13 protein-coding genes and 1 pseudogene are annotated in these 12,566 nt (G+C 74.8%); 3 read left to right on the forward strand and 11 right to left on the reverse strand.

Annotated features, from left to right (window positions below; genetic code table 11):
- A partial coding sequence (locus tag ADY01_RS23960; protein ID WP_107081805.1) for a ferric reductase-like transmembrane domain-containing protein occupies positions 1-780 on the reverse strand: 780 nt, incomplete at its 3' end.
- 300 nt (positions 781-1,080) lie between these two features.
- On the opposite strand from ADY01_RS23960, the gene ADY01_RS23965 reads away from it, so the two are divergent.
- The gene (locus ADY01_RS23965; RefSeq protein ID WP_049577501.1) at positions 1,081-2,376 is read left to right on the forward strand and encodes an acyltransferase family protein; all 1,296 of its coding nucleotides are present in this window, start codon (positions 1,081-1,083) and stop codon (positions 2,374-2,376) included.
- Positions 2,377-2,453: 77 nt separating this feature from the next.
- On the opposite strand, the gene ADY01_RS41890 is transcribed toward ADY01_RS23965, so the two are convergent.
- The 5 genes and pseudogenes from ADY01_RS41890 to ADY01_RS23985 all read right to left on the reverse strand — a co-directional run bounded on the left by ADY01_RS41890 (position 2,454) and on the right by ADY01_RS23985 (position 5,365).
- Positions 2,454-2,978, reverse strand: coding sequence for a hypothetical protein (locus ADY01_RS41890; protein WP_420715741.1), 525 nt, complete (start codon positions 2,976-2,978; stop codon positions 2,454-2,456).
- 44 nt (positions 2,979-3,022) lie between these two features.
- A pseudogene (locus ADY01_RS41895) lies at positions 3,023-3,776 on the reverse strand (ATP-binding protein); the annotation flags it as partial.
- Positions 3,742-4,032: a DUF6510 family protein gene (locus ADY01_RS23975; protein WP_049577508.1), complete on the reverse strand. Its 291-nt coding sequence runs from the start codon at positions 4,030-4,032 to the stop codon at positions 3,742-3,744. The pseudogene ADY01_RS41895 and the gene ADY01_RS23975, both read right to left, overlap by 35 nt.
- A gap of 12 nt (positions 4,033-4,044) precedes the next feature.
- A complete protein-coding gene (locus ADY01_RS23980; RefSeq protein ID WP_049577510.1) occupies positions 4,045-4,806 on the reverse strand; it encodes a ferredoxin reductase in 762 nt (253 codons plus the stop codon).
- The gene (locus ADY01_RS23985; protein WP_049577514.1) at positions 4,766-5,365 is read right to left on the reverse strand and encodes a molybdopterin-dependent oxidoreductase; all 600 of its coding nucleotides are present in this window, start codon (positions 5,363-5,365) and stop codon (positions 4,766-4,768) included. The genes ADY01_RS23980 and ADY01_RS23985 overlap by 41 nt, the downstream gene beginning before the upstream one ends.
- A gap of 155 nt (positions 5,366-5,520) precedes the next feature.
- Between ADY01_RS23985 and ADY01_RS23990 the strand changes: the two genes are divergently transcribed.
- Positions 5,521-6,552: a serine hydrolase domain-containing protein gene (locus ADY01_RS23990; protein WP_234320378.1), complete on the forward strand. Its 1,032-nt coding sequence runs from the start codon at positions 5,521-5,523 to the stop codon at positions 6,550-6,552.
- 30 nt (positions 6,553-6,582) lie between these two features.
- Here the strand turns inward: ADY01_RS23990 and ADY01_RS23995 are convergent, their stop codons facing one another.
- The 5 genes from ADY01_RS23995 to ADY01_RS24015 form a co-directional block, all read right to left on the reverse strand.
- Positions 6,583-7,500 carry a hypothetical protein gene (locus ADY01_RS23995; RefSeq protein WP_078900554.1) on the reverse strand — a complete coding sequence of 306 codons (918 nt, stop codon included), beginning with the start codon at positions 7,498-7,500 and terminating at the stop codon, positions 6,583-6,585.
- Positions 7,501-7,624: 124 nt separating this feature from the next.
- Positions 7,625-8,635 (reverse strand): N-acetylglucosamine kinase, encoded by a 1,011-nt coding sequence (locus ADY01_RS24000; protein WP_053171147.1) that lies wholly within the window; start codon positions 8,633-8,635, stop codon positions 7,625-7,627.
- Positions 8,632-9,309: a uracil-DNA glycosylase gene (locus ADY01_RS24005; protein ID WP_049577522.1), complete on the reverse strand. Its 678-nt coding sequence runs from the start codon at positions 9,307-9,309 to the stop codon at positions 8,632-8,634. The genes ADY01_RS24000 and ADY01_RS24005 overlap by 4 nt, the downstream gene beginning before the upstream one ends.
- 64 nt (positions 9,310-9,373) lie before the next feature.
- Positions 9,374-10,477, reverse strand: a complete 1,104-nt coding sequence (locus tag ADY01_RS24010) for a WD40/YVTN/BNR-like repeat-containing protein (protein ID WP_049577524.1) — start codon at positions 10,475-10,477, stop codon at positions 9,374-9,376.
- A gap of 139 nt (positions 10,478-10,616) precedes the next feature.
- Positions 10,617-11,972, reverse strand: coding sequence for an FAD-dependent oxidoreductase (locus ADY01_RS24015; RefSeq protein ID WP_049577527.1), 1,356 nt, complete (start codon positions 11,970-11,972; stop codon positions 10,617-10,619).
- Positions 11,973-12,120: 148 nt separating this feature from the next.
- On the opposite strand from ADY01_RS24015, the gene ADY01_RS39285 reads away from it, so the two are divergent.
- Positions 12,121-12,566: DUF6214 family protein (locus ADY01_RS39285; protein ID WP_234320379.1), on the forward strand; the 446-nt coding region annotated here is incomplete at its 3' end.

The raw sequence follows: 12,566 nt of genomic DNA on the forward strand, positions 1-12,566 counted from the left end.
CAGATGTTTAAAAGAGACAGGCAGCAGCCCGGCCAAAGGCATCTGGAGCGCCCACACCAGCGTCCTGAACGAGCCGTCATACCAGACATTCGTCCCATAGAGGAGGGTGTGCCACACGCTGAGTATGTAGACCACCACGATGAAACGGTGCAGAGCCCGCCACATCCTGGCCCCCGTGGCCTGCCGGAAGTAAAAGGCCAGGCCCAGCGGAATCGCCAGGTAGAACGCCAGCAGGCCGACCAGGATGGCGATCCTGCCGGTGCCCGTCGCATATCCACCGGGGACGAAGGAATCCTTGAACGCGATGACGGTGCTCCGCGCCCACGACCAGCTTTCCTGATTGGACCGAATCTGGTCGGTGAAGAAGAAGAAAGCGTGCATGAACATCAGCCCGATCGTGGTCAGGCTCGTCGTCCTGTGCCATTTCTCCAGTCGGGCGGCAGGCAGCCGTTCCCACCGCGGGCGAGGCCCGGAACGCATCAGTCCGAAAATGATGGTGATATACGCCCACAGCAGTCCTGACCAGCCAAAAGCCTGACAGAGCCAGTACATCCAGAAAGTCGGCGCATCGGCCATGTACGGCATGACCGCCGTGGTCGCCGAGGTGCCGTTCTCCACCCTGACGTAAAGCCAGACGAATATGAGCCCGGTGGCCACCAACGCCATACTGGCGTCCGCCGTCGCACCCCTGAGATCGGCCTTCAAACCGTGCCAGTCGAATCGCGCGCGTTTCTCTCGTTCACGCGTCGGGGGCAGGGTCGACTCGGATGCTTCCGCCATCAAAGACACCACTTTCCGCACGGCTCAGCGGCGAGCCGTCAGCAGAGGGCGGCTCGCGACACACGATGTCGGGCTCCTACACGCATCAATTCGAGAATAACCTCGAAGACCTTCGCAAGGAAGACGCGAAAGCGCCGGAACTTCGGTCCGGGCCTATCGGATATTCCCTGATCTGTTCCCTGTTGACGGAGCGAATGCGGACGGGGCGGGCACGGCGCCCACGCCCCCATCCGGACCACCCGCGGCCGGCGGACGGCGCGCCCCCCGGGCGTCCGGGGCGGGGCCCCCGACGCTGAGCGGGTGAACGACGCCCCCGCGACGCACCGGCCCGGCCGCAACCACTACGCGGATCTGCTCCGGGTCTGCGCCATCGGCGCCGTGGTCACCGGCCACTGGCTGCTGACCAACATCACCTACCGGGACGGCCGCCTCGGGGGCCGCGACTCCCTCGACCTCGTCGACTGGGGCCGCTGGGTCACGCTCGTTCTCCAGGTCATGCCCGTCTTCTTCACCGTCGGCGGCTACGTGAACGCCGTCTCCTGGACGGCCCACCACCGCCGCGGCGAGAGCTGGCACGCCTGGGTCGGCACCCGGGCGACGGCGCTGATGTGGCCCACCGGCGTCTATGTCGTGGTGGCGATGCTCGGCGTCACCGTCGCCCGCCTGGCCGGCGCCCCCACCGCGGAACTCGACCGCGGGGCGTGGTTCGTCGCGCTGCACCTGTGGTTCCTGCCCATCTACCTGCTGCTGATCCTGCTCACCCCGGCCTTGCACGCGGCGCACCGACGGTGGGGGCTCGCGGTGCCCACCGCCATGGCCGCGCTGGTCGCCGCCGTGGACATCGCGGTGCTCGGCCCCGGCTGGCCGGTCGTCGGCTTCGCCAACTACCTGCTGGCCTGGGGCGCGATGCACCAGTGGGGGTTCGCCTGGCAGGACGGGCGGCTGGTGCGCCCGCGGTGGCGCGCATCCGTCCTGGCCGTCCTCGGCCTCGCGCTCCTGGTGCCGCTCCTGTCGTTCGGCCCGTTCCCGGTGGACATGATCGGCGCCGGCAACGGGGTGGACAACTCCTCGCCGCCCACCATCGCGCTGCTCTCCCTCGCCGCCGCGCAGATCGGGCTGCTCCTGACGGTCGAGCCGCTGCTCGCGCCCCGCCTGGAACGGCCCGCCAGGCTGCGGCGCATCGGGCGCCTGAACAGCGCGGTCCTCACCGTCTACCTCTGGCACATGTCGCCCGTGATCCTGCTCGCCCTGACGCTCTACCCGGCGGGCCTCGCGCCGCAGCCCACCATCGGCTCCGGCACGTGGCTCGCCCTGCGGGCCGCCTGGGTCGCGGTGCTCGCGGCCGTCCTCGCCCCGCTGACCGTGGCCGTGATGTGGGCGGAGCGCCCGCTGCGCCGGCTGCCCACCGGCGCCGGAGTCGCCGGGCGGTGGGCGCCCGTGCTGCTCGTCCTCGGCGTGGTCGCGTTCGCGGCGGGACTCGCCGGGATCGCCGTCGGCGGCTTCGCCCCGGACGGCCGACCGCCCGTCCTGCTCCTCGCGCTGCTCGCCGGCGGCATCACCGTCACCTTCCTCTCCGGGCCCCGTCACGGCGGCTGAGCCGACCCGCACGCCTCCGCTACCCGGCGCCGGCATGCCCGCCTTCTCGTGCAACGCGCGGCCGCACCCCCGCCGAGTCATCCCCGCGGTCGGGCGGGAACGGTTCCGACCGCCCCCTCCGCCGCGCCCCCGCGCTCCCACTGCTCGGCGAACTCCTCGTCGCCCAGGGCGCGGCGGGGCGCCGCGGCGACGCGGGGCACGTCCTCCCGCTCGGCCGGCGGCAGGACGGCGCCCACCGCGGCCCGCGCCCCGGCCGCCGCGCTCAGCAGGCGGACCGCCTCGGCGTGCCGCCCCGCCAGGGCGCGGGCCCCGGCCAGCCCCTCCCGCGCCAGCGCCACCGCCCGCGGATCGCCCGTCGCGCGCGCCGCCGCCAGGCCCTCCCGATGCAGCGCCTCCGCGCCCGCCGCGTCGCCGCGGAGCTCCGCGATGAACCCCAGCTCCGCGAGGATCAGCGCCGTGCCGAACTCGCCGTCCAGCTGCCGGTTCCACTCCAGCCACCCGCGCGGATACCGTTCGGCGAGCGCCAGTTCGCCCCGGCGGCGGGCGGCCAGCGCGAGGCCGATCTCCGCGGACTCCTGGGCGGGCCGGTCCCCCTGCTCCACGGCCAGCTGGCGGGCCCGTTCCAGCAGCCCGCTCCGGCGCCGCGGGCCAGGGCCCGCCCGGCCTCGCCCAGCCGTCCGCGCAGCACCCAGTACCAGCTCATGGCCGACACCAGCCGGGCGGCGAGGGCGACGGCCCCCGCGGCCACCGCGCCGTCGAGCGCCGCGCGGACATTGGCGGCCTCGGCGTCGAGCCGCCGCAGCCACTCCAGCTGGCCGGGGCCGCGCAGCCGCCCGTCGGCCTCCTCGGCCAGGGCGAGGTACCACTCCGCGTGCGCGCGCCGCACCGCCCGCGCCTCGCCCGCGGCGGCGAGCCGTTCCGCCCCGTAGAGGGCGACCGATTCCAGCAGGCGGTACCGCGGCCCCCCGTGCACGACCGTGACGAGCGAGCGGTCCACCAGCCTGGCCAGCAGGTCCAGCACCTCGGAGGGCCTCACGCCCCAGCCCGAGCAGGTGGCCTCCGCGGCGTTCCAGCGTGCAGCCGTCGGCGTGGACGGCGAGCCGCCGCAGCACCGCCCCCTCGGCGGCGGTCAGCAGCTCCCAGCTCCAGTCGATCACGGCCCGCAGCGTGCGCTGCCTGGCCGGCGCGTCCCTGCGCCCGCCGGTGAGCAGGCCGAGCCGGTCGCCGAGCCGCAGCGCCAGCTCCGCCACGCCGAGCACCCGCACCCGCCGGGCCGCCAGCTCCAGGGCCAGCGGAATCCCGTCCAGGCGGCGGCAGATGTCGGCGACGGCGGGGGCGCCCCGCCCGCCGCCTCGGCCGTCCGCCTCACCTGCCGGGGGTCGGGATGCGGAACGGGCCGTCAGGCGTTCCCAGTTCCAGCCAGGTGCGCTCGGGGTGCCGCACCATCCGCAGCGCGATGCCCGAGCACCCCGGGCAGCGCGCGGTGATGCCCGGCTCGGGCCCGAACACGTGGAGCGCCGCGAGCGGGGCGTCGACCAGGCAGGACGGGCAGCGTCGCCTGGCGGCGGTGAGATCGAGGGCGAAGATCTCCGAGAGCGGCCCCGCCAGGCAGTTGCCGTCCTGGTGGAGGGGGAAGGGGCTGGGGGAAGTGGCCACGGGAATACCCAATCATCCGAAACGTTCGGTCCGCACGTGCTCGGGCGGGTGGCCCGCGGCGACCAGGAGGTTGGCGGTGTGCTCGACAAAGGCCGTCGGCCCGCACACATAACAGGTCGGCCCGGCGGAAGGACCGAACAGCGCGTCCTCCAGGTCCGAGGCGGCGACCCGGCCCGGCCGGCGTTCGTCGCCCGGCTCGGAGCGGCGCGTGTAGACGATGCGCGTCGTCAGGCCCCCGGCCGCCGCCGCGGGACCCGACAGCTCGTCCCGGTACCACAGCTCCTCGGGCTCCCTGACGGAGTACACCAGGCGGAAGGGGGCGGGCGAGCCCGCCGCGCGCCTGGCCCGCACCATCGCCATCAGCGGCGCGATCCCCGAACCCCCGGCGGCCAGCAGCACGGGCCCCTCCTGCTCGGGGCGCCAGACGAACCAGCCGCCCAGCGGCCCGCGCACCTCGACGGACGCCCCGTCGGGCAGGTCGTCGCTCAGATACGGCGAGACCTCCCCGCCCGGGGTCGGCCTGATGCCGATCTCGACGCGTTCCCCGTCGGCGGGCGCGGCCAGCGAATAGCTGCGCACCGCCTGATAGCCGTCCTCCGCGGTCAGCCGCACATCGACGTGCTGGCCCGCCTGGTGCCCCGGCCAGCCGGGCACGGAGAACATCAGGGTCACCGAGGTCGCCGAGGGGCGCCCCCGGCTCACCAGGAGTGCCGGCCGCCAGGGGACCGCCACGTCAGTCGCCCCTGACGCGCTGCTCGCGCCAGGGGTCGCCATAGGCGTGGTAGCCCATCTGCTCCCAGAAGCCGAGCTGGTCCTGAGGCATGAGCCGCACGCCCCGCACCCACTTGGCGGACTTCCAGAAGTACAGGTGCGGAATGAGCATGCGCGCGGGACCACCGTGCTCGGGGGCCAGCGGATAACCGTCGTAGGTGTGGACGAGCCACGCCTGCCCTTCGCGCAGATCCGCCACCGGGACGTTGGTGGTGTAGCCGCCGTACGACTCGAACATGGCGTACCCGGCGTCCGGTTCGACCTCCTCGAAGAAGGTGTCCATCGAGACGCCGCGCCACCGCGTGTCGAACTTCGACCAGCGGGTCACACAGTGGATGTCGGCCACCGGCTCCTGCTGCGGAAGGTCCATCATCTGGTCCCAGGACCAGCGCCGCTCCTCGCCCTTCTCCGTGGTCAGGGCGAACTCCCAGGTGTCCTTCTGCACCGCGGGCGTGGGACCCGCCGAGAGAACGGGCCACCCCTCGGTGGGGTACTGCCCCGGGGGCAGCCGCTCCGCCATGCCGCGCCGCCGTCCGCGGAAACCAGGGGAGACCGATTTCATGACACCACCTTCACCGACCGACCGGATGCCCCTCACCGTGACACGCGCCGCCCCGCACACCCCGCCTGGCGCGCCGCGACGGCACGGGCGCGGGCGCCGCGGCGGAGCAGCTGCGGCGCGACGCGAGGGCGGTCCAGGCCACGGGGGCGACCGGGGTGCTCGCGGAGACGGAGGACGCCGGGGGGAACCGCGACCGGGCCCGCGCCGGGGTGGCCGACCTCGGCGACGACCGGCCCGTCCCGCACGGCTCCTACTACCGCGTCGGCAGCGACACCAAGACGTTCACCGCCGTCGTCGCCCTCCAGCTCGTCGCCGAGGGGACGCTCGGCCTCGGCGACACGGTCGAGGAGTGGCTGCCCGGCCTGGTCACCGGCAACGGCAACGACGGGAGCCGCATCACCCTGACCAACCTGCTCCGGCAGACCAGTGGCCTGGCCAACTACACCGACGTGCAGTTCGGCGACCCCGAGGACCTGACCCCCGAGGCGTACCGGGAGGGCCGCTTCACGGCCACCAGCGACGAGGAGGCCCTGGCCCTGGCCCTGAGCCGGCCGCCCCGGTGGCTGCCCGACCGGAACGACCCGGCGGGCGAGACCCGTTGGGGCTACTCCAACACCAACTACGTGCTGGCCGGCATGATCATCGAGAGGGCCACCGGCACCACCTGGGAACAGCAGGTGCACGAGCGCGTCATCGAGCCGCTGGGCCTGGACCACACCCTGACGCCGGGCACCTCCGCCTACGTGCCCCGGCCGACCGCCACCGCCTACCTGCGCTTCCCCGGCCACGAGGAGCTCACCGACACCACGCTCTCCGTGAGCCCGGAGGCGGACGGCGCCATCATCAGCACCGCCACCGACATGAACACCTTCCTCAGGGCGCTGATGGACGGCACCCTGCTGGAGCCGGAACAGCTCGCCGCGATGAAGTCCACCGTGCCCGCCGAGGACTTCTACGGTCCCGGCACCGGCTACGGCATGGGCATCGCCTGGGCGCCGCGGTGCGGGGACGGCGAGGGCCTGTGGTTCCACGGAGGCACCTCGTTCGGCACCATCTCGGAGGCCGGGGTGACCGGGGACGGCGGCGCGGCGGCCTCGGCCGCCGTCTTCACCATGTCCCTGGACGACCGCCAGGCCGAGCAGAACGACGCGACCCGCGCCCTGATCGACCACGCGCTGTGCGACTGACGCCCGTGGCGACGGGGGCGGGGATGGCTGTCAGCGGACGGGGCTGCCCTGCGAGGGGCGGTCCGGGGTGATCCCGACCTCGGCCATGTAGGCGGAGAGGACCAGCCTGCCCACGGCCGGGTACGCGCCCAGCGGCTCGGCCGCCGGGCAGCCCGCCTCCTTGGCGCCCGCGACCAGCAGGCCGTCCGCGATCTCGGGGCCGATCAGGCAGGGCGCGAGCGCCAGCTGCTGGGAGCCCGCCTCGGTCAGCCGCTCGGCCGTGGCCGCCACCGAACCGTCCAGGTCCAGGGCCGCCGCCAGCACCGGCACGGCCAGCCGCGCCGAGAGCAGCATGCCGGTGATCCCCGCCGCCTGCACGGCCTCCTCGCCGCCCACCGTGACCAGCACGATGCCGTCCGCGGCGGTGGCCACGGTGAACAACCGGGCGCGGTCCGCGCGGGCCAGGCCCGCCTCGGAGAGCCGCACATGGACGGCCTCGGCCAGCAGCGGGTGCGGGCCGAGCACATCCGTCAGGGCGGCCCCCGTTCCGCTGTCGAGCACGGCCTGCCGTATCACCCGCTGGTTGGAGCTGTCCGGGCCGGCCAGCAGCGGCACCACGACCGGCGCGGGCCAGGCCAGCGCCTCCCCCTCGCCCTCGGCGGCCTCCTCGTCCCTGGCCTCCTCCGCGGCGGCCTGGGCGAGCACCTCCCGCAGCGAGGGGAACTCCGCGTCGCCGCTCTCCACGAAGCCGATCCGGGCGTCGAGCCCCGGCAACTCGGAGCGCGCGATACTCACCACCTCCTCGGCCAGCCGACGGTTCTCCACCGAGGGAAGACCGGGTACGGCGAGCACCAGCGCGGGCGCGCCCTCCGGCGCGGTCACCGGCTCCGGGCGGCGATGGCGTCCGGGCTGGCGGGGGCGTGGCATACGTACGGGGAGGCCGGACGAGGGGCCAGTGGAGGAGCTCATGTCGCCGCATGTTAATGCCTTGATGTGCTTGGCTGTTCGCCCGGGGGGACGCCGTCCGAGTCTGTCCGGATTTATCCCGCGCGTCCGTGTGACGACCTCGCCCTCGCTTTTTACCTCGGGTTCTTCACAGCGGATCGCCTGCGAGGTGGAGCAGCGCCGCGTCGACCGGGAGGCGCAGGGCGTCCCGGGTGAGGCCGCCACCGATGAGCAGCGCGCCGTCGAGCGGACCGCCCGCCGCGGGGACGACCGCCGCGTCCGGCAGGGCGCGGGCCAACTCCTCCCGCACCGGGGCGAGCAGCGGCTCCCCCATCCGGAACAGCCCGCCGGTGAGCGCCACCTCGCCTCCCGCCCCGGGCGGGCAGGCCGCCGCCGCCGTGGCGGCGATCTCCCGCGCGGCCTGTCGCAGGATCGCCGCGGCGACCCGGTCGGCGGGGTCCCCGGCGGCACACGCCGCCACCTCGGGCGCGAACGCCGCCAGCACGGCCGGCCGGTCGGTGCGCGGATACAGCCGCCCCGGCAGCCCGGCCACCGGCCCGAACTCCGCGACCGCGCGCGCCAGGAGCGCGTCCGAGCCCCCCGCGCGCCCGTCGTGCGCGCGCAGCGCCGCCTCGAGCCCGGCCCGGCCGATCCAGGCGCCGCCTCCGCAGTCGCCCAGCAGATGACCCCAGCCATCCGCGCGGCGCCAGCCGCGCAGATCGGTGCCCAGCGCGATCATCCCGGTCCCGGCCGCCACCACCGCGCCGGGGCGCTCGCCGAGCGCCCCGGCGTACCCGGTCACCGCGTCGGCGGCCAGCGCGACCCGCCGCGCACCCAGCTCGTCGGCCAGCGCCCCCGGCAGGTCGGCGCGCAACTGCCCACCCAGACTGGCCATTCCGGCCGCCCCCACGCAGACGGCGTCGACCCGGTCGGCGCCCGCCCCCGCCAGCAGCGAACGGGCCGCGGGGACCAGCAGCGCCAGCAGATGCCCGGCGTCGATGCCGGAGGCCCCGGTGCGCACCGGCTCCCGTTCCACCACCGCGCCGTGCGCCCGCACGCCCCCCTCGCCACCGGCACGCCCCAGCGCGATCCGCAGCCCGGAACCGCCCGAGTCCACGCCGAGCACCCAGCCCGCCCGCGCCCCGGGCGGCGGCGTCACGGCAGCTTCCAGTCCACCGGGGCCGCGCCCTGCTCCTCCAGCAGCGCGTTGGCCCGGCTGAAGGGGCGCGAGCCGAAGAACCCCCGGTCGGCCGACATGGGGGAGGGGTGCGCGGACTCCACCGAGGGAACGGCGCCGAGCATCGGCCGCAGGCCCCGCGCGTCCCGGCCCCACAGGATCGCCACCAGCGGCTTTTGCCGCGCGACCAGGGCCCGGATCGCCTGCTCGGTGACCTCCTCCCAGCCCTTCCCCCGGTGCGCGGCGGGGCGGCGCGGCGCGGTGGTCAGCGCGCGGTTGAGCAGGAGGACCCCCTGGTCCGTCCACGGCGTCAGGTCCCCGGTGGCCGGACGCGGCAGCCCCAGGTCGGTGTTCAGCTCACGGAAGATGTTCTCCAGACTGCCGGGCAGGGGTCTGACCTCCGGAGCCACCGAGAAGCTCAGGCCCACGGCGTGCCCCGGGGTGGGGTAGGGGTCCTGACCGGCGATCAGCACCCGCACCTCCTCGAAGGGCTGCTGAAACGCCCTCAACACGCTCGGACCCGCCGGGAGGTAGGTACGCCCCGCGGCGATCTCTGCCCTGAGGAACCCGCCCATGGCGGTGATCCGGTCTGCCACCGGGGCCAGGGCAACGGCCCAGCCCGGCTCGACGATTTCGTTCAACGGTCGTGCTGCCACGGTCCGTCACCCTACTGGCCCCTTCCCTCCCGGGTCCGGCGGGTCGCCGAAGATCCCCCTTCCGTCAGCCGATCACCACCGCCCGCACGCACAGCACGTCCGGGAGGTGGGACGCGAGCAGCCGCCAGCTGTCGCCGTCGTCGGCGCTGGCGAACACCTCGCCGTTCCTGTTCCCGAAGTAGACGCCCGCCGGGTCCGCGTCGTCCGTGCACAGGGCGTCCCGCAGCACCGTGCCGTAGTGCGGGGCGTCGGGCAGCCCCGTCCTCAGCTCCTCCCAGCTCTCCCCGGCGTCCGGCGTCCGGTAGACGCGGCACCTCCGTCCGGCCGGCACGCGGTCCGCGTCCGCGTTGAGCGGGAAGACGTAGGCCACCCCGGAGCGCCGTGGGTGCGTCGCCACCGGGAACCCGAAGTCGGAGGGCAGTCCCGCGCCTATCGACGTCCACGACCCCCCGCCGTCATCGCTGCGGTACACGCCCCAGTGGTTCTGGAGGAAGAGCCGGTCCCGCCGGACCGGGTCCCTGGCCACCTTGTGCACGCACTGGCCGAACTCGGGGAAGCGCTCCGGCTGGAAGACCACCTCGACGCCCTGGTTGGACGGGAACCAGCTCTTCCCGGCGTCCCGCGTCCGGTACACCCCGCCGGTGGAGACCGCCACCATGACCTCCTCGGGGCCGCTCGCGCCCGTCAGCACCGTGTGCAGGCCGAGCCCGCCGCCGCCCGGCTCCCACCGCTCCCGCGTCGGGTGGTCCCACAGCGTCCGCACCAGCTCGAACGACTCGCCGCCGTCCGCCGAGCGGAACAGCGCGCCCGGCTCCGTCCCCGCGTACACCACGTCCGGCTCGTCCTCCCCGGCCGGGGTCAGCTGCCAGACCCGCTCCAGGGACGTGCCCGTGCCCTCGGGGAAGCGCACCGCGGCCCGGCCCGGCTCCCGCCAGGTGACCCCCAGATCGTCCGAGTGGAACACGGAGGGGCCCCAGTGCGAGCTGTCCGCGCCGACCAGCAGCCGGGGCCCGCCGGGCCGCCTCCGGTCGACGGCCACCGCGTACACCGCCTGCGCCGCGAAGTGCGGCCCCTCGAACTCCCACTCCCCGGCGGCGCGGCGCCCCACCTCCCGCCGCGCCAGGAACAGCCCCTTCCGCGTCCCGACCGCCAAGAGCACCTCGGACATCACCGACCACCTCCGCCGACCTCGTCGTCACTGACGCGGTCAGTGTGCACCCCACCACTGACAACGGGGCCGGACGCAGCCTTCCCTCCCTGCTCAGCGGCCCTGCCGGCCGCGCCGCCCGTTCAGCCGCGCCGCCCGTTCAGCCGCGGCGCGCGGCCTCCAGCAGCCCGGCCCAGTCCGCGATCTTCACCGTGCCCCTGGAGAGCGTGCGCCCGAGCGCCGTCTCCGCCTCCTCGATGCCCAGCCACCCCGGCCACTCGACCGGCGCCAGACCCGCACCCCGCAGGGCGTCCAGCGGATCCGCCTCCACCACCGGCCTGCGCCCCAGCGCGTCCGCGTCCGCCAGGACCGCACGCGCCGTCTCCTTGCCGCACGAGCGGTTCGTGCCGATGACCCCGGTCGGCCCGCGCTTGATCCAGCCCGCCACGTACTCGCCCGGCGACGGAACGCCCTCGCGCAGCACCCGCCCCTGGTCGTGCGGCACCGTCCCGGTCGCCGGGTCGAACGGCAGTCCCGGCAGCTCGACGCCGCGGTACCCGACCGAGCGGAGCACCAGCTGGGCCTCGATCTCCGTGAATTCCCCGGTCCCCACCACGCGCCCGTCCGCGTCGAGCGCCGTCCGTTCGAACCGCACGCCCCGCACCGCGCCCCGCCCGTCGTCCAGGATCTCCGCGGGCCTCAGGAAGAAGCGCAGGTGGATGCGGCGGTCCCGCGGCCCGGCGGGCGCGTGCGCCCAGCCGCGCAGCGCCGCCACGTTCCGCCGGGCCGCGCTGGACAGCGCCGAGGGGTCGGCGTAGCCGGGGTCGGCCGCGAGTTCGTCCTCGTGCACCACCACGTCCGCGCCGGGCAGCGTGCCCAGCTCGCGCAGCTCCTTGGTGGTGAACTTGGCGTGCGAGGGCCCGCGCCGCCCCACCATGTGGACCTCGCGCACCTCGCTGACCGCCAGCGCGTCCAGCGGCCCCTGCGGCATGTCCGTGGCCCGCAGCTCGTCGGCGCCGCGCGCCAGGATGCGGGCGACGTCCACCGCCACGTTCCCCACCCCGATCACCACGGCGGCGTGGCCGCCGAGCGGGAAGGCGTGGCTCACGGCGTCCGGGTGGGCGCTGTACCAGGAGACGAAGTCGGTCGCCGAGTAGCTGCCCGCCAGGTCCTCGCCCGGGATGCCGAGCCGCCGGTCGCGGGCGGCGCCCACGCAGTACACGACGGCGTGGTACATCGAGCGCAGCTCCAGCGGCGCGACGCCGCCCTCGCCGACCGGGACGTTGCCCAGGAAGCGCACCCCGGGCCGTTCGAGCACGAGGCGCAGGGTGGACTGGAGCGACTTGATCTTCTCGTGGTCCGGCGCGACCCCGTAGCGCACCAGTCCGTAGGGGCAGGGAAGCCGGTCCAGGACGTCCACCGACACGGGGACCCCGAGCGCCTCCTGCTGATCGAGCACGGCCTGAGCGGTGTAGACACCGCTCGGCCCGGAACCGACAACCGCAATCCGAAGCATGCACGAGCTCCTTCTACCGCCGAGTCCGGACGGATACTTCAGCATCGCACTGAAGCGCACCTTGCGGGAGTGAGCTGTCGGGGTGCTGTCCGTCGGGACCGGGCCGTGCCGCGCCGCGGGGCCGGGGCCTTCGGTCTACGTTGCCTCCGTGGTGAAGAGTAGCTTTTCGGGCTTTCCGGGCGGCTGTCAGCCGGACGGACCAGCGTCCGGCGGTCAGACGCCCGACTCCCCGCCGCCGGCCCCGGCCCGGTGGGAGCCACGGGGGCACGGGTCCGCCGCCCGCGCGCCGGACGGCACCGGCGCGCTGCCGCCCTGGTTCAGCGTCGGCCTCGTGCTGGCCGACGGCGCGCGCCTGGATGTCCTCGCCCAGGTCAGCGGCGGGCGCCTGCTCATCGAGGACATGCGGGCCGACCCGCCGCTCCCCGTCGAGGGCCTCGGCGTCCTCACCGAACACATCGCCGAACCGCTGCGCGAGGCGTGCCGCGCCCTGACCGCCCGGTATGGAACGTCCCTGGCCGAGGCGCCACCCGCGCCCGAGCCGGGCCCCGCCCCGACCGTCCCGGGAGCGACCTGGTTCTTATACACATCTGACGC

The sequence above is a fragment of the Streptomyces sp. SBT349 genome, from assembly GCF_001083795.1.
Classification (GTDB): Bacteria; Actinomycetota; Actinomycetes; order Streptomycetales; family Streptomycetaceae; genus Streptomyces.

Bases quoted from the DNA above. Each gene is read 5' to 3' on its own strand.
- ADY01_RS23980 (WP_049577510.1), bottom strand. From the start codon at position 4,806: ATGGCGACCCCTGGCGCGAGCAGCGCGTCAGGGGCGACTGACGTGGCG.
- ADY01_RS23985 (WP_049577514.1), bottom strand. From the start codon at position 5,365: ATGAAATCGGTCTCCCCTGGTTTCCGCGGACGGCGGCGCGGCATGGCG.
- ADY01_RS23995 (WP_078900554.1), bottom strand. From the start codon at position 7,500: ATGAGCTCCTCCACTGGCCCCTCGTCCGGCCTCCCCGTACGTATGCCA.
- ADY01_RS24010 (WP_049577524.1), bottom strand. From the start codon at position 10,477: ATGTCCGAGGTGCTCTTGGCGGTCGGGACGCGGAAGGGGCTGTTCCTG.
- ADY01_RS24015 (WP_049577527.1), bottom strand. From the start codon at position 11,972: ATGCTTCGGATTGCGGTTGTCGGTTCCGGGCCGAGCGGTGTCTACACC.